General features: G+C 67.8%; 20 protein-coding genes. 14 read left to right on the top strand and 6 right to left on the bottom strand.

Features of this window, described 5'->3' with window-relative positions:
• Window positions 1-2: 2 nt before the first annotated feature.
• Window positions 3-1,598 (bottom strand): carboxyl transferase domain-containing protein, encoded by a 1,596-nt coding sequence (locus ACNJ7K_RS07400; RefSeq protein ID WP_455407883.1) that lies wholly within the window; start codon window positions 1,596-1,598, stop codon window positions 3-5.
• 89 nt (window positions 1,599-1,687) lie between these two features.
• On the opposite strand from ACNJ7K_RS07400, the gene ACNJ7K_RS07395 reads away from it, so the two are divergent.
• The gene (locus ACNJ7K_RS07395; protein ID WP_016693261.1) at window positions 1,688-2,347 is read left to right on the top strand and encodes an SACE_7040 family transcriptional regulator; all 660 of its coding nucleotides are present in this window, start codon (window positions 1,688-1,690) and stop codon (window positions 2,345-2,347) included.
• Window positions 2,344-3,114, top strand: coding sequence for a thioesterase family protein (locus ACNJ7K_RS07390; protein ID WP_016693262.1), 771 nt, complete (start codon window positions 2,344-2,346; stop codon window positions 3,112-3,114). Before ACNJ7K_RS07395 ends, ACNJ7K_RS07390 begins: the two co-directional genes overlap by 4 nt.
• Window positions 3,115-3,201: 87 nt before the next feature.
• Here the strand turns inward: ACNJ7K_RS07390 and ACNJ7K_RS07385 are convergent, their stop codons facing one another.
• Window positions 3,202-4,074, bottom strand: a complete 873-nt coding sequence (locus ACNJ7K_RS07385; RefSeq protein WP_216850664.1) for an LLM class F420-dependent oxidoreductase — start codon at window positions 4,072-4,074, stop codon at window positions 3,202-3,204.
• Between the two features lie 264 nt (window positions 4,075-4,338).
• Between ACNJ7K_RS07385 and ACNJ7K_RS07380 the strand changes: the two genes are divergently transcribed.
• Entirely contained in the window at window positions 4,339-5,979 is a 1,641-nt protein-coding gene (locus ACNJ7K_RS07380; protein ID WP_088899515.1) for a sensor histidine kinase, read from the top strand.
• Window positions 5,980-5,990: 11 nt separating this feature from the next.
• The gene (locus tag ACNJ7K_RS07375; protein WP_172415070.1) at window positions 5,991-6,440 is read left to right on the top strand and encodes a response regulator; all 450 of its coding nucleotides are present in this window, start codon (window positions 5,991-5,993) and stop codon (window positions 6,438-6,440) included.
• 34 nt (window positions 6,441-6,474) lie between these two features.
• Here the strand turns inward: ACNJ7K_RS07375 and ACNJ7K_RS07370 are convergent, their stop codons facing one another.
• Entirely contained in the window at window positions 6,475-6,720 is a 246-nt protein-coding gene (locus ACNJ7K_RS07370) for a DUF6480 family protein (protein ID WP_024102438.1), read from the bottom strand.
• 244 nt (window positions 6,721-6,964) lie between these two features.
• Between ACNJ7K_RS07370 and ACNJ7K_RS07365 the strand changes: the two genes are divergently transcribed.
• Window positions 6,965-8,146 carry a zinc-dependent alcohol dehydrogenase gene (locus ACNJ7K_RS07365; RefSeq protein ID WP_016693267.1) on the top strand — a complete coding sequence of 394 codons (1,182 nt, stop codon included), beginning with the start codon at window positions 6,965-6,967 and terminating at the stop codon, window positions 8,144-8,146.
• 56 nt (window positions 8,147-8,202) lie between these two features.
• On the opposite strand, the gene ACNJ7K_RS07360 is transcribed toward ACNJ7K_RS07365, so the two are convergent.
• On the bottom strand, window positions 8,203-8,628 hold the full coding sequence (locus tag ACNJ7K_RS07360; protein WP_016693268.1) for an Hsp20/alpha crystallin family protein: 426 nt from the start codon (window positions 8,626-8,628) through the stop codon (window positions 8,203-8,205).
• A gap of 159 nt (window positions 8,629-8,787) precedes the next feature.
• Here ACNJ7K_RS07360 and ACNJ7K_RS07355 point away from each other — a divergent pair, with 159 nt between their 5' ends.
• The 5 genes from ACNJ7K_RS07355 to ACNJ7K_RS07335 all read left to right on the top strand — a co-directional run bounded on the left by ACNJ7K_RS07355 (window position 8,788) and on the right by ACNJ7K_RS07335 (window position 12,899).
• Window positions 8,788-9,117 carry a MerR family transcriptional regulator gene (locus ACNJ7K_RS07355; protein WP_026061371.1) on the top strand — a complete coding sequence of 110 codons (330 nt, stop codon included), beginning with the start codon at window positions 8,788-8,790 and terminating at the stop codon, window positions 9,115-9,117.
• Window positions 9,118-9,492: 375 nt separating this feature from the next.
• Complete coding sequence (locus ACNJ7K_RS07350; protein WP_037190626.1) at window positions 9,493-9,705, top strand: hypothetical protein; 213 nt, start codon at window positions 9,493-9,495, stop codon at window positions 9,703-9,705.
• A 56-nt stretch (window positions 9,706-9,761) separates the two neighbouring features.
• On the top strand, window positions 9,762-10,655 hold the full coding sequence (locus ACNJ7K_RS07345) for an AAA family ATPase (RefSeq protein WP_487041426.1): 894 nt from the start codon (window positions 9,762-9,764) through the stop codon (window positions 10,653-10,655).
• Window positions 10,652-11,764, top strand: coding sequence for a vWA domain-containing protein (locus tag ACNJ7K_RS07340; protein WP_487041425.1), 1,113 nt, complete (start codon window positions 10,652-10,654; stop codon window positions 11,762-11,764). Before ACNJ7K_RS07345 ends, ACNJ7K_RS07340 begins: the two co-directional genes overlap by 4 nt.
• Window positions 11,757-12,899 (top strand): XdhC family protein, encoded by a 1,143-nt coding sequence (locus ACNJ7K_RS07335; RefSeq protein ID WP_487041424.1) that lies wholly within the window; start codon window positions 11,757-11,759, stop codon window positions 12,897-12,899. Before ACNJ7K_RS07340 ends, ACNJ7K_RS07335 begins: the two co-directional genes overlap by 8 nt.
• Here ACNJ7K_RS07335 and ACNJ7K_RS07330 read toward each other — a convergent pair.
• Window positions 12,887-13,702, bottom strand: a complete 816-nt coding sequence (locus ACNJ7K_RS07330; RefSeq protein ID WP_487041423.1) for a mycofactocin-coupled SDR family oxidoreductase — start codon at window positions 13,700-13,702, stop codon at window positions 12,887-12,889. The two genes, ACNJ7K_RS07335 and ACNJ7K_RS07330, sit on opposite strands and share 13 nt — an antisense overlap.
• Window positions 13,703-13,845: 143 nt before the next feature.
• Between ACNJ7K_RS07330 and ACNJ7K_RS07325 the strand changes: the two genes are divergently transcribed.
• From ACNJ7K_RS07325 to ACNJ7K_RS07310, 4 genes are read left to right on the top strand one after another with little or no spacing between them, the layout of a single operon-like run.
• Entirely contained in the window at window positions 13,846-14,334 is a 489-nt protein-coding gene (locus ACNJ7K_RS07325; RefSeq protein WP_120280856.1) for a (2Fe-2S)-binding protein, read from the top strand.
• A gap of 2 nt (window positions 14,335-14,336) precedes the next feature.
• Window positions 14,337-16,736, top strand: coding sequence for a xanthine dehydrogenase family protein molybdopterin-binding subunit (locus ACNJ7K_RS07320; protein ID WP_487041422.1), 2,400 nt, complete (start codon window positions 14,337-14,339; stop codon window positions 16,734-16,736).
• Window positions 16,733-17,587 (top strand): FAD binding domain-containing protein, encoded by an 855-nt coding sequence (locus ACNJ7K_RS07315; protein ID WP_487041421.1) that lies wholly within the window; start codon window positions 16,733-16,735, stop codon window positions 17,585-17,587. The genes ACNJ7K_RS07320 and ACNJ7K_RS07315 overlap by 4 nt, the downstream gene beginning before the upstream one ends.
• Window positions 17,588-17,640: 53 nt before the next feature.
• Window positions 17,641-18,501, top strand: a complete 861-nt coding sequence (locus ACNJ7K_RS07310) for an SRPBCC family protein (protein WP_120283792.1) — start codon at window positions 17,641-17,643, stop codon at window positions 18,499-18,501.
• A 71-nt stretch (window positions 18,502-18,572) separates the two neighbouring features.
• Here the strand turns inward: ACNJ7K_RS07310 and ACNJ7K_RS07305 are convergent, their stop codons facing one another.
• On the bottom strand, window positions 18,573-19,496 hold the full coding sequence (locus ACNJ7K_RS07305; protein ID WP_120280857.1) for a LysR family transcriptional regulator: 924 nt from the start codon (window positions 19,494-19,496) through the stop codon (window positions 18,573-18,575).
• Window positions 19,497-19,719: the final 223 nt, after the last annotated feature.

Raw genomic sequence — 19,719 nt, 5'->3', positions numbered from 1 at the left:
ACTCACATCCGGAAGACGCCGTAGGAGACCGGCTCGAGCGGGGCGTTGGCGCACACCGACAGTGCCAGTCCGAGAACTTTTCTGGTGTCTGCGGGATCGATGATGCCGTCGTCCCACAGGCGCGCGGTCGAGTAGTAGGGGTTGCCCTGCTCCTCGTACTGGGCGCGGATCGGAGCCTTGAACTCCTCCTCCTGCTCGGCCGTCCAGGGCTTACCCGAGGCATCGAGCTGGTCGGAGCGCACCGTGGCCAGCACCGAGGCGGCCTGCTCGCCACCCATGACGGAGATGCGGGCGTTGGGCCACATCCACAGGAAGCGAGGCGAATACGCGCGACCGCACATCGAGTAGTTGCCGGCGCCGTACGAGCCGCCGATGACGACGGTCAGCTTCGGCACCCGCGCGCACGCGACCGCGGTGACCATCTTCGCGCCGTGCTTGGCGATACCGCCGGCCTCGTAGTCGCGGCCGACCATGAAGCCGGAGATGTTCTGCAGGAACACCAGCGGGATCGAACGCTTGTCGCACAGTTCGATGAAATGCGCTCCCTTGACGGCGGATTCGCCGAAGAGCACGCCGTTGTTCGCGATGATGCCGACCGGGTGACCATGGATGCGCGCGAAGCCGGTGACGAGCGTCTTGCCGTATTCGGCCTTGAACTCGTGGAAGCTGGATCCGTCGACCACACGGTCGATGACCTCGTGCACGTCGTAGGGGATGCGCGAGTCGGTGGGCACCACGTCGTACAGCTCGGTGGGGTCGGCCTCGGGCGGGGTGGTGGGTTCGACGTCCCACGGGCGCGGGTTGCGCGGACCGAAGGTGGAGACGATGTCGCGCACGATGCGCAGCGCGTCGCGGTCGTCCTCGGCCAGGTGGTCGGTGACGCCGGAGACCTTCGAGTGCAGGTCACCACCACCGAGTTCCTCTGCGGTGACGACCTCGCCGGTCGCGGCCTTCACCAGCGGCGGGCCACCGAGGAAGATGGTGCCCTGATTGCGGACGATGACGGCCTCGTCGCTCATGGCGGGGACGTAGGCGCCGCCGGCGGTGCACGAGCCCATGACCGCGGCGATCTGCGGAATCCCCTTGGCGCTCATGGTGGCCTGGTTGTAGAAGATGCGGCCGAAATGCTCGCGGTCGGGGAAGACCTCGTCCTGCCGCGGCAGGAAGGCGCCGCCGGAGTCGACGAGGTACAGGCACGGCAGGTTGTTCTGCAGCGCGACTTCCTGCGCCCGCAGATGCTTCTTGACCGTGATCGGGTAGTAGGTGCCGCCCTTGACGGTGGCGTCGTTCGCGACGATCACGCACTCGCGGCCGGCGACGCGGCCGATGCCGGCGATCATGCCGGCGCCGGGGCACTCGTCGTCGTACATGCCGTCGGCGGCGAGCGGCGACAGTTCGAGGAACGGGCTGCCCGTGTCGAGCAGTTCGTCGACGCGGTCGCGGGGAAGCAGCTTGCCGCGCGCGACATGCCGCTCCCGGGCTTTCTCGCTGCCGCCCAGTGCTGCGGCAGCGAGCTTGTCTCGGAGCTCTCCGACCAGCTGTTCATGCTGGTCGCGGCTGGTTGTCGAGGCCGTCTCAGCGGTTGTCACGCACACCATCCTCGGTAGATCGACTAATCGCCATTAACTGAAATCTAGGTTAGTTATGATTAACCGAGTTGTCCAGACCACACCGAGCGGAGATTTTCATGACCGAGTCCGCGATCGACGTCTCGACCGCATCGGGACGCCCGACGCGGCGTAGCCTCGCCAAGGCGGAACGCCGACGGGACCTCCTGCGTGCCGCGGCGCACCTGATCGCCGAACGCGGATTCCCCGGGGTCCGCCTCGAGGATCTCGGTGCGGCCGTGGGGATCAGCGGACCCGCCGTGTATCGGCACTTCCCCAACAAGGACGCCCTGCTCGTCGAGATCCTCGTCGAGATCAGCCGCCGCCTCCTCGCAGGTGGCACGCAGGTCGCCGAGACGACGCCCGACCCGCGCGACGCCCTCGAGGGGCTGGTCGACTTCCATCTCGACTTCGCGCTGGGCGAGCCCGATCTCATCCGCGTGCAGGACCGCGAGTTCACGTCCCTCCCCGACGAGGGGCAGCGGGAGGTGAGGGTGACCCAGCGGCGCTACGTCGAGATCTGGGTCGACGTCCTGCGCCGCATCGACCCCGCACTGCCCGAATCCGACGCGCGCACGATGGCGCACGCGACCTTCGGACTCATCAACTCGACACCGCACAGTGCCGACCCGCGTTCCCCCGAAGGCACCCGCGCGGTGCTGCGACGCATGGCACTGGCAGCTCTCGCCACGACCCCCTCGGCTCTCGCGGCAGAGCCGGCACGAACGGAGACCGCATGAGCTACTTCGAACGACTCGGCCCGACCTCCTTCCGCGCCACCGAACACGTCGGTGGGGCGTGGAACGAGGCGGAGCAGCACATCGCGCCCGCCCTCGGGCTGATCGCCCACGTCGTCGAATGCGACCGCGACGCGCGGCGCGACGACGACCTCGCGATCGGACGCCTGTCGTACGACATCCTCGGCACCGTGCCCGTCGGTCCCGTCGTCACGACCGTCGAGGTCCTGCGGCCCGGACGCACCATCGAACTGGTGGAAGCGACACTCGCCTACGACGGGCGCGCGATCGTGCGTGCGCGCGCGTGGCTGATGCAGACCGGCCCCACCGCGGAGATCGCCGGCACCACGCTGCAGCCGATCCCGTCGCCCGAGGACTGCGAACCCTGGGACCCGACGACGCTGTGGCCGGGAGGATTCATCGACTCGGTGGAGGTGCGTCGCGTCTCGACCGCACCCGGACGGGCCTCGTTCTGGGTGCGTACCGATCTTCCGCTCGTGGAGGGCGAGAAGGTCAGCGATCTCGCCGCCACGGCCGGCCTGTTCGACATCGCCAACGGCATGGCGGTGCGTGCCGATCCGAGGACGGTCGCCTTCCCCAACCTCGATCTGACCGTGCACCTGTTCGCCGAACCCCGCGGTGAATGGGTCGGCTTCGATACGTCGGTCTCGTTCGGCGCCGACGGCATCGGCCTGACGAGCACGGTGCTGCACGATGCGACCGGCCCGATCGGCACGATGTCCCAGATCCTCACGGTGCGGCCGATCTGAGCGGCCGCACCGGTCCGGAGGTCTCGGAGTCCGGTGACCTCGAGGTTCGGTGACCTCGGGGTGCGGCGCCCTCGGGGTTCGGTGGCCTCAGCTCAGCAGCGCGGACGCGAGCTGCCGGTAGCCCTCGCTCGGGAAGGTGAACGGATCCGCGGTGAGCACCTGGATGGCCACCTCGTCGGCACCGGCGGCGTAGTGCTTCTCGATGCCGGCGACGACGCTGTCGAGATCACCCCACGGGATGAGCACGTCCATCAAGGCGTCGCTGCCACCGTCGGCGAGGTCCTCGTCGGTGTACCCGAGACGACGCAGGTTGTTCGAGTAGTTCGGCAGCGCGAGATAACCGCGCATGTACTCGCGGGCGATGCCGCGCGCGACGGTCTCGTCGGTTTCGAGGACGACGGCCACCTCGGGCGCGAGCAACGGCTCCGAGCCGAGGGCCTCACGCGCGACCGCCGTGTGCTCGGGCGGAACGAAGTACGGATGGGCTCCTGCCGCGCGCTCGGCGGACAGCTTCAGCATGCGCGGGCCGAGCGCCGCGAGGACCCTGCGATCGGTGGGCACCGGCGTCGACGCCGCATCGAGACCGTCGAGGTACTCGACCATCCGGCTGTAGGGCTTGGTGTAGCTGGTGTTCTCCCGCGCGTCGACGACGGGAGCGTGACTCGTTCCGACTCCCAGCAGGAAACGACCAGGATACCGCGACTCCAGATCGGCGACCGCAGCGGCCGTGGTCTCCGGGTCGGCGTGCCAGATGCTGATGATGCCGCTCGCCAGTTCGAGCGTCGTCGTCGCCGCGAGCAGTTCCCCGTAGACGGAGGGGAAACCGTCCCGGAATCCGCCGGACGTCCACAACCGGGAGTACCCGAGCTCCTCCAGTTCGCGGGCAGCGCCGAGCGCCTGCTCGCGAACCTTCCGACCGAGCCAGAACGCGCCACCCCACACACTCACTCGTCGTGTCATGCGACCGACCCTAGTCGCGTTCCGGCACTCGGTGCAGCCGCTTCGGCCCGTGGCCGGATCGGGACGGCTCCACCGGTCGGCTACAGTTCGCATTCGGGTTCAACAGACAGCCCGTCCATACGTGTGTTCGCAGACCGACAGGTCCGGGACCGCACCGCCGTCGGGATTCGTCGCCCGTAGGCGCGAATCGGGCACGGACCGGGAAGCTGGGGTGGATGTGATCGGTTTCGTGCGTTCCGCCGAAGTCGGAGCGACGGTGCAGCGATGAGGGATCCTTCGGTTCCCGAACCGCGTATCGAGCGCATCTCCTCGCGGCTGGCCGTGCAGAGCTGGTTCCAGTTGGCGTTCGCGCTCCTCGCGGTGTTCGCCGTCGTCGGTTCGATCGTCGGCGGGATCTTCATCCAGCGCACCGTGCAGATCACCGACGAGGTGACCGAGCGGATCCAGCCGGCGATGACGCAGGCCTTCAACTTGCAGACCGCTCTGCTCGATCAACAGACCGCGGTCCGCGGGTACGCGCTCACGACCGAACCCGTCTTCCTCGGGCCGTACCGTGCGGGTCAGGAGAACCAGCAGGTCGCGCTCGATCGTCTTCGCGTGCTCCTCGCCGGGCATCCGGATCTGCTCGCCGACATCGACACGATCGAGGCCGCCGCTGCGCAGTGGCGGACGCAGTACGCAGAGCCGATCATCGAGACCGTCGTTCCCGGGGAGCCGCGTCCCGTCGATCCGGCCCTGGCCGAGCAGGACCGGCTGGCCTTCGGTGAGATCCGGTCGATGTTCGCCCAGGAGAACAACGCTCTCTCCGATGTCCTGGCGGAGGACCTCGACGAACTCGCGGAGTCCCGCACCATCCGCAATTCGGTGTTGATCGCGATGGTGATCACGTTCATCCTCACCGGTCTCGCCACGGTGGTTCTCGTCCACAACCTCGTCGCCGTGCCGCTCGCAAGGCTTCGCCGGGCCAGCCGCCGGGTCGCGCTGGAGGAGAACTTCTACCAGCACATCTACCCCCAGGGACCGAAGGACATCCGGGCACTCGCCCTCGATGTCGAGACGATGCGCGGTCGTATCGCGGACGCGTTGGCGGACTCCCGGAAGCAGCAGACCCTGCTCGCGAAACAGACCGAGGATCTCGATTCCCAGGCCGAGGAACTCCGCCGCTCGAACACCGAACTCGAGCAGTTCGCCTACGTCGCATCGCACGACCTGCAGGAACCGCTGCGGAAGGTCGCGTCCTTCTGCCAGTTGCTCGAGAAGCGGTACGGCGACGTCCTCGATGATCGGGGACGGCAGTACGTGGAGTATGCCGTCGACGGCGCGAAGCGGATGCAGGTGCTGATCAGCGATCTGCTCGCCTTCTCCCGGGTCGGACGCGTTCACGACGCCTACGTCCGGGTCGACCTCGGCCGACCGCTCGAGAAGGCGTTGTTCAACCTCTCTGCCTCCATCGAGGAGTCACAGGCGCAGATCGAACGCCCCGACGACCTCCCCGAGCTCACCGGCGACCCCACTCTGCTGACGATGCTGTGGCAGAACCTGGTCGGCAACGCCATCAAGTTCCAACATCCCGATCGCACCCCGGTGATCAGGATCGAGTGCGAAAAAGTCGAGGACGAGTCGGACGGTCCGCAGTGGCACTTCTGCGTCACCGACAACGGCATCGGGATCGACAGCGAGTACGCCGAGAAGGTGTTCGTCATCTTCCAGCGGCTGCATCCTCGCGACGATTACCAGGGCACCGGTATCGGACTGGCGCTGTGCAAGAAAATCGTCGAGTATCACGCGGGAAGAATCTGGATCGACACCGAGTACGGCGATACTCATACCGAGGGCACTCGAATCTGCTTCACCCTCGGAACCGCATCACGCCCCGTCGAGCAGAAGCAGGGGACCACGGCCTGAGGAGCACGATCGTGACATATCCCCCTGCCCGACCGGTGGACGTCCTGTTGGTCGAGGACGATCCCGGCGACGAGCTGATGACCCGTGAAGCATTCGAGGACAACAAGATCGGCAACGCCCTCCACGTCGTCCGCGACGGGGCGGAAGCACTCGACTTCCTGTACCGCCGGGGCGACCACGAGGGCGCGCCGCGCCCGGATCTGATCCTGCTCGATCTGAACCTGCCGAAGTACGACGGCCGGCAGGTGCTGACGAAGATCAAGTCCGATCCGGAACTGTCCGACATCCCGATCGTGGTGCTCACGACCTCGTCGGCCGAGGAGGACATTCTCCGCAGCTACAAGCTGCACGCCAACGCGTACGTCACCAAGCCGGTCGATCTCGACCAGTTCATCGGTGCCGTGAAGCAGATCGACGAATTCTTCGTGCAGGTCGTGCGGCTACCGCGTCGCGGACGCTGACGAGAAGCTCCGCGGCGCGGCTCCGGCCGAACCGTCAGGACAGGATGCCGAAGATCGCGACCACGAAGATGATCACGATCACCGCGACGGCGAGCAGCGTGAGCCACCCGCTGATGGGGAACCGCTTCCTCGTGTCGGGTTCCGGGGCGGACAGCCCGGACGTCGTCCCCGAATCGGGGGGCGTCGATCCGGGCGCTACGCCACCGCCGGGTTCCAGATCCGGGGTACGTGCAGGGTCGGGATCCTGGTTTCCATGATGTTCGGGGTCCGACGTGGTCACCTGACCTCCTTCTGTGCGGCTGCGCTCCCGTGGAGCGGCCGCAGACGTGTGTCGCGGTGAATTCGGTTCTACGGCGACATACCTCTCCCCCGCACTCCGCAAACCCCGCACTCCGCAAACCTGCCTTCTGCGGCAGGCGACCTCTTCCGGTCCGGCGTTTGCCCGCTCCGAGCGCGGGTAGGCATCGAGGGACACGTGCCGGGTACGACCCGACATTCCTGCACCCGAGGAGCCGAGGAGCGACATGAAGGCAGTGACATGGCAGGGGCGCCGCAACGTGAGCGTCGATACGGTGCCCGATCCGACGATCCAGGAGGCCGGTGACGCCGTCATCCGCGTCACCACCACCAACATCTGCGGCTCCGACCTGCACCTGTACGAGGTGTTGGGAGCCTTCATGACTCCTGGCGACATCCTCGGTCACGAACCGATGGGCATCGTCGAGGAGGTCGGCTCCGGCGTCACGAAACTGAAGCCCGGCGACCGGGTGGTGATCCCCTTCCAGGTGTGTTGCGGCCAGTGCTTCATGTGTTCCCACGGCCTGCATTCGCAGTGCGAGACCACGCAGGTCCGTGAGGAGGGCACCGGTGCCGCGCTGTTCGGCTATTCGAAGCTCTACGGCAGCGTGCCCGGCGGGCAGGCCGAATACCTGCGCGTCCCCCATGCCGACGCCACCCACATCAAGGTCCCGGAAGGGCCGGCCGACGACCGTTTCGTCTACCTCTCCGACGTGTTGCCCACCGCGTGGCAGGCCGTCGAATACGCGGAGATCCCCGACGGTGGGAGTGTCACGGTGCTCGGCCTCGGCCCCATCGGTGAGATGGCCGCGCGCATCGCGGCGCACAAGGGTGCCCGCGTGATCGGCGTGGACATGGTCCCCGAGCGACTGGCCCGCGCGGCCTCCCGCGGCATCGAGGTCGTCGATCTGCGCGAGGTCGACAACAACCCCGGCGACATGATTCGTGACATGACGAACGGGCGCGGTACCGATTCGGTGATCGACGCCGTGGGTATGGAGGCGCACGGCTCACCCGTCGCGAAGCTCGCCCAGAGTGCCGCCGGTTTCCTGCCGTCGGCAATCGCCGAGCCGTTCATGGAGAAGGCCGGAGTGGACCGTCTCCACGCGCTGTACACCGCGATCGACGTCGTGCGGCGTGGTGGTGCGGTCTCGCTGAGCGGCGTGTACGGCGGGGCGGCAGATCCGATGCCGATGCTCACCCTGTTCGACAAGCAGATCCGTCTCCACATGGGTCAGGCCAACGTGTTGAACTGGGTCCCGGAGATCCTGCCGCTCCTGACCGACGAGGATCCGCTGGGGGTCGACGACTTCGCGACCCACCGCCTCCCGCTCGACGACGCACCGCACGCGTACGAGATCTTCCAGAAGAAGCAGGACGGCGCCATCAAGATCTGTCTGAAACCGTAGTGGACGCAGCCGAACCGGGCCCGGGAATCATCCCGGACCCGGTTCGTCGTAGCGGTTCACTTCTCGATCGCGGCCTGGCCGTTCGTCTCCGCGTCGATCACGGAGATCTTGCGGGGCTTCGCCTTCTCTGCGACCGGAATCGTCAGGCGCAGAACACCACCGCGATACTGTGCTTCGATCCGATCGGTGTCGAGAGTGTCACCGAGGAACAGCCGACGAGTGAAGACGCCTCGCGGCCTCTCGGTGGAGACGAATTCCTTGTCCCGGTCGACTTCCGGACGTTCCGCGCGCACGGTGAGCACGTTGCGTTCGACATCGAGGTCGATCGAGTCGGCGTCGACGCCCGGAAGGTCGAACTCGGCGACGAAACGGTCGCCTTCTCGCCATGCATCGAGCGGCATCACCGCGGGCCGTGCCATGGTGCCGAGCACCTGCTGCGTGAAACGATCGATATCGCGGAAGGGGTCGGTGCGCATCAACATCGGTCTGTCACCTCCGACTGTCCGGCCGTTCGTGACGGCCACACTCTGTTTGATTATCTGTGTCTGTAGACACAGATTTATTATGGCCCTGTGATAAGGTTCGGTCAAGGCTGCGGGTGACCGCGGCGCGACCCGAGAACCCCGACTCCGGAGGAAACGATGACGCCAGATCCGTTACGCGCCCGGCGCGGGGTCTACGGCATCTCGGTGGCCGCCGAACTGTCGGGACTCGACCCGCAGACCCTGCGCCTGTACGAACGCCGAGGGCTGCTGAACCCCGAACGCACGGCAGGCGGAACGCGCCGCTACAGCGACAACGATCTCGAGATCGTCCAACGGATCGTCGAACTGGTGGGCTCCGGAATCAATATCGCCGGAATCGCCCGGATCCTCGAACTCGAGGCGAACAACGCGGCCCTCAGGGAGGACAACGACCGTCTGCGCTCCACTCTGGACAGCAGACCCCCTCCCCCGCCGCATACTTCCTAGACCTCCTCTACCTGCGCAAACAGCAGAAAGACCGGGCCGGTTCAGGAGAACCGGGCTAAGATTCAAGAACGCCTCAGAGGTGCGTAGGAGTGCGTCCGCCAAGTGACGCACCGATAGCAATAAGGGGTGACCTCAGTGCGCAATGCACAGCACGATTCACCGAATATCGGACAGGGACAGCAGGACACGGTATTCCGGCCTAATCACATCGCAGACGACACGATCCGCTGGCCCGATCCGAGCCCGCTGGACGGATGGTGGGCCCGCGTCATGGGCAAGTCGGTTCCCTGAGAGGAACCGGCACGATCCGACCATTCCACGACATCGATTCGCGGATACCGAGTTATTGATCGAGTTATTGATATCGAGGTGGACATGATGCCGCACCGCGACCCGCTCTCCGGTGGCCGGTGGGTCTTCCGTTGCGACCATTGCGATCACTGCTACCGCACTGCCGCACAGAGCAAACTGCAGGCAGAGCTCTATGCCCAGATGAACGGCTGGGCCACCCATCCGACGACGTTGTGCCCCGGATGCGCAACACTGTTCACCGGCGAGTTCGCGCCGCTCGCGCACGCCGACGGTTGAGCCGATAGTTGTCGCAGTCGCCGGTCGGGAGGCGGGGGAGCATCTAGGCTCGCTTCATGACCGGCGACGCGACGCGTATCGATTCACCCGAGAAACTCTCGGCTGCTCTCGAGACCACGGGATATCTCGCCGACGATGGACTGGCGACCGTCGTCTTCCTTGCGATGCGTATGGGCCGGCCGCTCTTCTGCGAAGGCGAACCCGGAACCGGGAAGACTTCGCTCGCAGCGGCTCTCGCTCAGTCCCTGGATCTGCCGATGGTCCGGTTGCAGTGCCACGAGGGCATCGACGCCTCGCAAGCCCTCTACGACTGGGATTTTCCCCGGCAGTTGCTCCATCTGCGCTCGCTCGAAGCGGCGAGCGACGGTGTGCTCGATGCGGATACCGCCGAGCGTTCCCTCTACACGGAGCGTTACCTCCTCGTCCGCCCGTTGCTGCAGGCGCTCACCGACTCGCCGTGCGTGCTGCTCGTCGACGAGATAGACCGCGCCGACGACGAGTTCGAGGCCTTCCTGCTCCAGCTACTCGACGAGAACGCGGTGACGATCCCCGAACTGGGCGAGATCCGCGCGGAGGTCCCACCGCTGGTGGTGCTCACCTCCAACCGGACCCGTGAGGTGCACGACGCGCTCAAGCGCCGCTGTCTGTACCACTGGGTGGAGCATCCCGATCTCGAACGCGAAGTCGCGATCCTGCAGCGGCGATTGCCCGGTCTGGGGCACCCGCTCGCCGAGCAGATCGCCCACGCGGTGCGCTCGCTCCGCGAACAGGACCTCCTGAAGCCCCCGGGGATCGCCGAATCCCTCGACTGGGCGCGCGCACTGATCGCCCTCGACCGCGACGTCCTCGACGCGGCGACCGCCGCGGCGACACTCGGTGCCGTACTGAAGTACCGCGAGGACATCGACCGGGTCACCCGCGCCGGACTCGACCTCTCGAGCGCCGGATGACGACCGCCCCCGGTCCGGTCGTCGGGCTGGCCGGCTTCTGCCGCGCCCTCGCTGCCGCCGGTCTGCCCGTCGCCCTCGATGCCACCGCTACCTATCTCGACGCCCTCGCACACGTCGACGTCGGGGATCCCGTCCAGGTCTACTGGGCGGGCCGCGCGACGCTGTGCCGCACCCCGGACGACACGGCCCGCTACGACGCGACCTTCGTCCACTGGTTCGGCGACACCGTCCCCACCGGCTCGCGCACCCACGGGCAACGCACCCGCACCGCACGGATCGCGGCGCTGTCCCGCGGCGAGGGCGCCGACGGCGACTCCGGCGACGACGCGCCACGACTGCAGGTCGCGGCGGACGACACCGACGTCCTCCGGCACCGCGACGTGGCCGAACTGACGACCGCCGAACGCGCTCACCTCGCCGAACTGCTCGCGCGGCTGCAGCCCCGTCCCCCGACGCGCCGGGGACTGCGGTCGAAGTCCTCCCGCCGCGGGCCGGTGGACCCGCGGCACACCCTGCGCGACATGCTGGCGAGCGGAGGCGAACCCGTCCGGCCGCGGCACCGTGCACGGGCGACGAGACCGCGCCGGGTGGTGCTGCTGATCGACGTGTCCGGTTCGATGAGTCCCTACGCCGACGCGCTCCTGCGGTTCGCGCACGTCGTCACGCGTGCCGCACCGTCGTCCACCGAGGTGTTCTCCCTCGGCACGCGGCTGACCCGCCTGTCGCGGGCGCTGCGTGCCCGCGACCCGCAGATCGCGCTCGCCGGGGCCTCGCGTGCGGTTCCCGACTGGGCGGGTGGGACACGTCTCGGCGACACGCTCGGTGCGTTCCTGGACCGTTGGGGGCGAAGGGGTTTCGCGCGCGGCGCGGTGGTGGTGATCTTCTCCGACGGCTGGGAGCGCGGCGACGCCTCGCTGCTCGGGGAACGCATGGCGCAGCTGCATCGCCTCGCGCACCGCGTGCTGTGGGTGAACCCGCACGCCGGCAGCGCCGGATACGAACCGATCCAGTCGGGTATCTCCGCGGCCCTGCCGCACATCGATCGTCTGCTCGCGGGACACAGCCTCGCGACACTGGAAGAACTTCTCGAGGAGGTTCGGCGTGCGTGAAATTCTGGACGAGCTCGACCGGCGGTACCGGGACGGGGAGGCCGTCGCGGTGGGCACCGTGGTCTCGACCTTCCGTTCGGCGCCCCGGGGACCGGGTGCATCGATGCTGGTCGCGCAGGACGGCACCGTCACCGGCAGCGTCTCGGGCGGATGCGTCGAAGGCGACGTCTACGAACTCGGCCGGTCCGTCATCGACAGCGGGCAGCCGGTGCTGCAGCGTTACGGGGTCTCCGACGACGACGCGTTCTCCGTCGGCCTGACCTGCGGCGGCATCATCGACGTCTTCGTCGAACGGATCGACGCCGCGTCCTTCCCCGCCTTCACCGACCTGCTCGGCTCCGTCCGCGCGGGCGAACCCGTCGCGCTCGCGACCGTCACCGCCCATCCCGACCCGGCGGTACGGGGACGACGGATGGTCGTGTGGCGCGACCGCGCCGACGGCCGGCTCGCCTCGTCCCGCATGCACGACGCCGTCGTCGACGACGCGCGCGGCCTGCTCGAGGTTGGACGCTCGGGCACCCTCCGCTACGGCACCGACGGTGAGCGTCGCGGCGAGGGGATGTCGGTGTTCGTCAACGTCTTCCAGCCCCCACCGCGGCTGATCGTGTTCGGGGCGATCGACTTCGCGTCGGCGATGGCCCGGCTCGGCTCGTTCCTGGGTTACACGGTGACCGTGTGCGACGCGCGTGGAGTGTTCGCCACCGAGGCCCGCTTCCCCGGCGCCCACGAGGTGATCGTCGACTGGCCGCACCGCTATCTCGCCGCCGAGGCCGAGGCCGGACGCGTGGACGCCCGCACCGTCATCACGGTGCTCACCCACGACCCGAAGTTCGACGTACCGCTCCTCGAGGTCGCGCTACGGCTCGACGTGGCCTACGTGGGAGCGATGGGGTCGCGCCGCACGCACGACGACCGGATGGAGCGTCTGCGGGAGACGGGACTGACCGAGGAGGAACTGGCACGCCTGTCGTCGCCGATCGGCCTGGACCTCGGGGCCCGCACCCCGGAGGAGACGGCGGTGTCGATCGCCGCCGAGATCATCGCGCTGCGCTGGGGTGGAGGCGGCGGCCGCCTCGCGGAGACACGCGGACCGATCCATGCCCACGAGGAGCACATCGGCGCTCAGAAGTACTGAGCACCACCGTCGATCGCGAAGCTCTGGGCGGTGACGAAGGCGGACTCGTCGGACGCGAGGAAGGCGACCATGTTCGCGATCTCGTCCGCCTCGGCCATGTACTTGTTCAGGAAGGGCATGGTCATGCCGCCGAGCCGGGGGTTGCTCTCGGCCGTCTGCGCGATGCGTTCGCGCATCGAACCCGATCCCATGGGCGTGTTCACCGCGCCCGGATGAATGCTGTTGACCCGGATGTCGTGCTGTCCGAGTTCGGCGGCGAAGGCCCGCGCCATCCCGACGAGGGCGTGCTTGCTGGTCGTGTAGTGCACCATGAACGGCTGCAGCTTCACGCCGGCGAGCGAGCTGGTCACGACGATCGAACCGCCGCCGCGGGCGATGAGGTACGGGGCGGCCGCGGTGATCGTGTTCCACACACCGGTGACGTTGATGTCGAGGGTGTCGCGGAAGCTCTCGGAGGTGATCTCGTCCCACGTCTGCGGGATGCAGATCCCCGCGTTGGCGACCACGACGTCGAGACCGCCGAACTGCGCGACACCCTCTTCGAGCACCGCCTTCGTACCGTCGAGATCGCGGACGTCGCACTGCACCAGATGCGCCTTCGCGCCCTCCGCCTCGACCAGCCGGCGCGTCTCGTCGAGGTCCCCGACCGTGGGGGAATCGTAGGGAACACCCGGCAGCGGACCGGCGAGATCGATACCGACGATCTGCGCACCCTCCTGCGCGAGCCGGACCGCGTGGGCGCGGCCCTGACCACGCGCGACTCCGGTGATGAAGGCGACCTTGTCCTCGAGGCGACGGGTCATGCGGTTCCTCTCGTGGCGGCTTCCGCCTCCGATCGACGCGAGCACGAAGGCGATTTCGGCGATTCGGGTCCTTTCTACGCGCGATATGCAGCAGAGTGTCAGTGATCTGTATCACTGCGCTACGCGAGGTACTTGGAGGACCGATGCGCATCACTGTCACCGTAGACGGAACGCAGTACACGGACGACGTGGAACCGCGACTGCTTCTCGTCCACTACCTCAGAGATCGACTCGGGAAGGTGGGCACGGTGGTCGGCTGCGACACGAGCAACTGCGGCGCCTGCACCGTGTTGCTCGACGACCACAGCGTCAAGTCGTGCTCGGTGCTCGCGGTACAGGCCGACGGACACGCGGTCACCACCGTCGAAGGGCTCTCCACGAACGGCAGCCTGCATCCGGTCCAGGAGGCGTTCCGCGAGAAGCACGCCCTGCAGTGCGGCTTCTGTACGCCCGGGATGATCATGGCGACCATCGACCTGCTCTCCGAGAACTCCGATCCGAGCGACGAGGACGTCCGGCACGGCCTCGAAGGAAATCTGTGCCGCTGCACCGGATACCAGAACATCGTGGCCGCTGCGCGTGACGCCGCCCAGCGACTGCGCGAGAACCCGGCCGCCACGCAGGAGGTATGACGATGACGAGCACCGTGGATCCCACCACCGACGAGGGAACCGGCGAATCCGAACTCGGCCGGGCACGCCGCCGCAAGGAGGACGAACACCTCATCACCGGCCGCACACGCTGGACCGACAACATCGTGCTCCCCGGGATGCTGCACGCCGCGATCCTGCGCAGCCCGGTCGCGCACGCCCGCATCACCGGCCTCGACGTCTCCGAGGCCCGGGGCAAGCCGGGGGTCGTCGCCGTCTACACGGGTGCCGACCTCGCCGAGGAGCAGGGCAGCCTGCCGTGCGCGTGGCCGATCACCGAGGACATGAAGACCCCGAACGCCCCGGCCCTCGCAGTCGACACCGTGCACTTCGCGGGTGAAGCCGTCGCAGTCGTGGTGGCCCGCAGCGCATACGAGGCCCACGACGCCCTCGATGCGATCGATGTGGACTACGAGGACCTGCCGGTCGTGCTCGATCTCGAGAGCGCGGCGCAGGACGGCGATCTCGTCCACCCCGATCTCGGCACCAACGTCAGCGCGACGTGGGTGTTCGACTCCGCCGAGGCCGGTAGCGGTGGCAACGTCGAGGACGCGATCCGCGACGCGGAGGTGATCGTCGAACGGACCTTCCGGCAGCAGCGGCTCATCCCCGCTTTCATGGAACCGCGGTCGGTCGTCGTCGACCCCACCGCCTCGCAGATCACCATGTGGTCGGCCACCCAGGTCCCACACGTGCTGAAGCTGATGCTCGCGATGACACTCGGTCTCCCCGAGCACAAACTGCGCGTCATCGCTCCCGACGTGGGCGGCGGTTTCGGTGGCAAGCTGCAGGTCACCCCGGAGGAGGTGCTCACGCTCCTCATCGCGCGTCGCCTGCACAAGCCCGTCAAGTACACCGAGACGCGCAGCGAGTCGATGCTCGCCGCGCACCACGGCCGCGACCAGGTCCAGAAGCTGACCCTCGCCGCGCGCCGCGACGGCACCGTCACCGGCCTGAAAGTGGAACTGCTCGCCGACATGGGCGCCTATCTGCGTCTCGTCACCCCGGGTGTGCCGATCCTCGGCGCATTCATGTTCAACGGCATCTACAAGTTCGACTCGTACCGGTTCGCGTGCACCAACGTGTTCACCAACAAGGTGCCCACCGACGCCTACCGCGGCGCCGGACGCCCCGAAGCCACCTTCGCGATCGAACGCATCATGGACGAGCTCGCCGTCGAACTGTCCATGGATCCCCTCGAGCTCCGCGAGAAGAACTGGATCAAGCACGAGGAGTTCCCGTTCGACACCGTCGCGGGTCTGACCTACGACTCGGGCAACTACGAGGCCGCGACCGCCAAGGCACGAGAGTTGTTCGACTACGACGCATTACGACGCGAACAGGCCGAACGACGCGAGCGCAACGACCCGGTGCAGCTCGGTCTCGGGGTCTCCACGTTCACGGAGATGTGCGGCCTGGCCCCGTCGCGGGTGCTCGGTTCGCTCTCCTACGGCGCCGGCGGCTGGGAGCACGCCGCGATCCGCATGCTCCCGACCGGCAAGGTGGAGGTCGTCACCGGTTCGTCCGCCCACGGTCAGGGCCACGAAACGGCGTGGAGTCAGATCGTCGCCGACCGGCTCGGAATCCCGTTCGAGGACATCGAGATCCTGCACGGCGACACGCAGAGTTCACCGCGCGGTCTCGACACCTACGGTTCCCGCTCACTCGCCGTCGGCGGCATCGCTGTCGTGAAGGCCGCCGGGAAGGTGGTCGCCAAGGCCCGGCCGATCGCCGCACACCTGCTCGAATGTTCCGAGGACGATCTGGATTTCGAGGCAGGACAGTTCCGTGTGAAGGGCACCTCGAAGTCCGTCGGGCTCACCGACGTCGCGCTCGCGGTGTTCGCCGCGCACGACCTGCCCGACGGTGTCGAACCGAACCTCGACTCCGAGGCGACCTACGATCCCGACAACTTCTCGTTCCCGCACGGCACCCACCTGTGCGCGATCGAGGTCGACACCGAGACGGGGCACGCGCGAATCCGCAAGTACGTGTGCGTCGACGACGTCGGCCACGTCGTGAACCCGCTCATCGTCGAGGGTCAGGTGCACGGCGGACTCGCCCAGGGCATTGCCCAGGCCCTGTACGAGGAGGCGGTGCACGACGAGTCGGGCACGTTGCTGAGTTCGTCGTTCGCGGAGTATCTGCTGCCCACCGCGGTGGATCTGCCGCCCTTCGTCACCGATCGCACCGACACCCCGGCACCCGGTAATCCGCTGGGTGTCAAGGGTGTCGGCGAGGCAGGAACCATCGCCTCCACCCCGGCCGTCGTCAATGCCGTACTCGATGCGGTCCGGCCGTTCGGCGTCACCGACGTCGAGATGCCCTGTACACCGATGCGGATCTGGCACGCGCTCCGCGACGCCCGAGGAGGCACGAAATGATTCCGGCTCCGTTCGACTACGTCGCCCCCTCGAGCGTCGACGAAGCGGTCGCCGCGTTGACGGAGGCAGGTGAGGACGCGAAGGTCATCGCCGGTGGGCAGAGCCTCATGCCCGTCCTGCGACTGCGGATGGCGGCACCGACCGTGCTCGTCGACCTCGGCAGGATCCCCGAACTGCGGGGCATCCGCGACGACGGCGACGCCCTGGTGATCGGCGCGACCACCACCCACCACGACGTGCTGCACGACCCGCTCGTCGCGGAGCACGCACGGTTGCTGGCCGAGGCGACGGCGACCGTCGCCGATCCTCAGATCCGGCACCGCGGCACGTTCGGCGGGGCGCTCGTGCACGCCGATCCGGCCGGAGATCTCGCCGCGCCGGCCGTGGCGCTCGAGGCGACCTTCACCGTGGCGGGTCCGTCAGGGCGTCGCACCATCGCGACGGACGACTTCTTCCAGGACTACTTCACGACCGCGGTCGAACCCGGAGAGATCCTCGTCGAGGTCCGGATTCCCAAGCACACGGGCTGGTCGGCGCGCTACCAGAAGTTCCATCGCGCGGCCCAGCAGTGGTCGATCGTCGGAGTCGCGGCGACCCTGCAGGCGTCCGGCGGCACCATCGAGCGGGCGAGGATCGCGCTCACGAACATGGCGGCCGTTCCGGTCCGGGCACGCGGCGTCGAGGAATCGCTGGTCGGCAAACCCGCGACGGCAGAGACGATCCGCGAGGCCGCCGAGCTCGCCACCGACGGCACGGCTCCCATGACCGACGGGAATGCCGACGCCGAGTATCGGAGCCACCTCGCCCGGGTACTCACCCGCCGAGCGGTCACCACTGCCTCCGGGGTCTAGGCGTTTCCACGCCGAACACCGAGATCCCGGACCACTTGTTCGGAAAGGACCTCATGCAACTCGAACACACACTGTCCGTTCCCGCCCCGGTCGACGAGGTGTGGACCGCCCTGCTGAATCCGGAGAAGGTTGCGCCGTGCATGCCGGGCGCGACGCTCACCGGGGTCGACGGCGACACGTTCACCGGGACCGTCAAGGTGAAGCTCGGACCGGTGGCGCTCACGTTCAAGGGCACCGGCGTGTACGTCGAGAAGGACGAGAGCGCCCGCCGGGCGGTCATCGAAGCCAATGCGAAGGACACCCGGGGCAACGGCACGGTGGCCGCGACCATCACCGTCACCCTCACCGGCGACGGCGACCGCACCGACGGCATCGTGAACACCGACATGAAGATCACCGGCAAGCCCGCCCAGTTCGGACGAGGGATGATCTCGGATGTCGGTGGGAAGATCCTCGAACAGTTCGCGGACTGCCTGTCGAAGAAGCTCGGACCCGAAGCGGCGGCCTCCTCCACGTCCTCCTCCTCCGCGGCGACCGCTGAGGCAGCCGAGTCGCAGCCCAACGAATCCGTGCCGGCGAGCCCGCCGCTCACCGCTGCAGGTTCGGGCGACGAGCCTGCCGGTGGAGCATTCGTCGGGCCCGGCGCCGGGGACGACGACTCCGCGCAGGCGCGGCCGAACGAGTCGGTGCCGCCCAGCCCGGTGAGCGCCTCACCGGCACCGACAATGACCTCGACGCCTCCCACGCCGTCGACGACTCCCTCCCCGGCCGCGCCCCCGCAGCCCGAGGCCGAACCGCTCGACCTCATGCAGTACGCGAAGGGATCGGTCGCGACGCGGGTCGCGCCGGTGGGAGTGATCGCGATTCTCGTCGTGGTCATCGCGGTGATCCTCCAGCGTCGATCGGGACGCTGACCCACGCCGGATCCACTCGAACGCTGCGGATCGGACCCGTCGAACGGGCCGGTTCGCAGCGTTCGTCGCTGTCAGCCCGCCTGTGCTGCGACGCGGCGACGCCCGACCGGATCGAGCTGCGCGCGGAGCCAGGCGTGCGCGGGATCCGCATCGCGCTCGGCGTGCCACACCGCGAATTCGCGCAGGGGCGGCAGCTGGAAGGTCGGTTCCAGGATGCGCAGGGACGCCGCCTCGGCGACGTGCCGGGCCATGCGCTCGGGCAGGAAGGTGATCATGCGGGTGTTCTCCAGGGCATACGGGAGAACCGCGAGGTTGCCGCTGGTTGCGCCGATCCGGGCCACCACTCCTGCACGCAGCAGCGCGCGGCCGAGGTTGGTGTCGTCGGAATACTGCGCGTAGGACAGCAGCGGGTAGCGGCCGAGCACTTCGCGCGTGAGCTTGGTGCCGGTGTACGGGTGGCCGGACCAGACCGCCCCGACGAATCTGTCGGTCAGCACGACCTGCCTCCGGCAGGTCTCGAACTCCGGGGATTCGAGGACGTATCCCGGCAGCACCGCGAGGTCGATCTCGAACCGGCGGAAGGCATCGAGACCGGCACCGTTGAACGGCAGCAGATCGAAACGGATGTTGGCCGGGGTGCTCCCCCGCACCAGCATGCGCAGAAGGGTGATCTCCGCGTAGTCGCCGGTCATGATCGTGAAGGTGCGCGAATCCGTCGCGGGGTCGAAACCGGGTGCGGCCAGCACCGAACGCTCGAGGGTCCGCAGCACCTCACGGAGCGGTTCGACGATCGCCTGCGCCCGCGCGGTGGGACGCAGTGTGCGGCCGCTCTTCACCAGAAGCGGATCGTCGAATTGCTTGCGCAACCGGGCGAGAGCCGTACTCGTGGCCGGCTGCGACATGTTCAGTCGCCGCGCCGCCCGCGTGACATTGCGTTCGGAGAGCAGGACATCGAGGACGACGAGCAGGTTGAGATCGACCCGTCGCAGATCCATGCGCCCCCCTGACATCGAAACCCGGCGGAACGGAAAATTCCGGCGGCATCGTAGCGCACGACCGTGATGTATACGCAAGGCCGAATACCAGCTATCGGACTTGGACGGCGATCTTGTGAGCGCAACGAAGTACTACCTACTCTGACCCACGTCCTGACGGCAGCGAACCGTGATTCGCCCTGGCCCGAATTTCGAAGGCGAAATTCTTTACTTGCCGAAGTCC

This window comes from Rhodococcus shunpengi, assembly GCF_048381395.1.
Taxonomy (GTDB): domain Bacteria; phylum Actinomycetota; class Actinomycetes; order Mycobacteriales; family Mycobacteriaceae; genus Rhodococcus.
This window is presented reverse-complemented; position numbering and strand designations above follow the sequence as displayed.

Coding starts and splice junctions, on each gene's coding strand:
- ACNJ7K_RS07340 (WP_487041425.1), top strand. CDS start 10,652: ATGACGACCGCCCCCGGTCCGGTCGTCGGGCTGGCCGGCTTCTGCCGC.
- ACNJ7K_RS07360 (WP_016693268.1), bottom strand. CDS start 8,628: ATGTTGATGCGCACCGACCCCTTCCGCGATATCGATCGTTTCACGCAG.
- ACNJ7K_RS07320 (WP_487041422.1), top strand. CDS start 14,337: ATGACGAGCACCGTGGATCCCACCACCGACGAGGGAACCGGCGAATCC.
- ACNJ7K_RS07350 (WP_037190626.1), top strand. CDS start 9,493: ATGATGCCGCACCGCGACCCGCTCTCCGGTGGCCGGTGGGTCTTCCGT.
- ACNJ7K_RS07400 (WP_455407883.1), bottom strand. CDS start 1,598: ATGGTGTGCGTGACAACCGCTGAGACGGCCTCGACAACCAGCCGCGAC.
- ACNJ7K_RS07355 (WP_026061371.1), top strand. CDS start 8,788: ATGACGCCAGATCCGTTACGCGCCCGGCGCGGGGTCTACGGCATCTCG.
- ACNJ7K_RS07325 (WP_120280856.1), top strand. CDS start 13,846: ATGCGCATCACTGTCACCGTAGACGGAACGCAGTACACGGACGACGTG.
- ACNJ7K_RS07345 (WP_487041426.1), top strand. CDS start 9,762: ATGACCGGCGACGCGACGCGTATCGATTCACCCGAGAAACTCTCGGCT.
- ACNJ7K_RS07365 (WP_016693267.1), top strand. CDS start 6,965: ATGAAGGCAGTGACATGGCAGGGGCGCCGCAACGTGAGCGTCGATACG.
- ACNJ7K_RS07305 (WP_120280857.1), bottom strand. CDS start 19,496: ATGGATCTGCGACGGGTCGATCTCAACCTGCTCGTCGTCCTCGATGTC.
- ACNJ7K_RS07385 (WP_216850664.1), bottom strand. CDS start 4,074: ATGACACGACGAGTGAGTGTGTGGGGTGGCGCGTTCTGGCTCGGTCGG.
- ACNJ7K_RS07380 (WP_088899515.1), top strand. CDS start 4,339: ATGAGGGATCCTTCGGTTCCCGAACCGCGTATCGAGCGCATCTCCTCG.
- ACNJ7K_RS07390 (WP_016693262.1), top strand. CDS start 2,344: ATGAGCTACTTCGAACGACTCGGCCCGACCTCCTTCCGCGCCACCGAA.
- ACNJ7K_RS07315 (WP_487041421.1), top strand. CDS start 16,733: ATGATTCCGGCTCCGTTCGACTACGTCGCCCCCTCGAGCGTCGACGAA.
- ACNJ7K_RS07310 (WP_120283792.1), top strand. CDS start 17,641: ATGCAACTCGAACACACACTGTCCGTTCCCGCCCCGGTCGACGAGGTG.
- ACNJ7K_RS07395 (WP_016693261.1), top strand. CDS start 1,688: ATGACCGAGTCCGCGATCGACGTCTCGACCGCATCGGGACGCCCGACG.
- ACNJ7K_RS07330 (WP_487041423.1), bottom strand. CDS start 13,702: ATGACCCGTCGCCTCGAGGACAAGGTCGCCTTCATCACCGGAGTCGCG.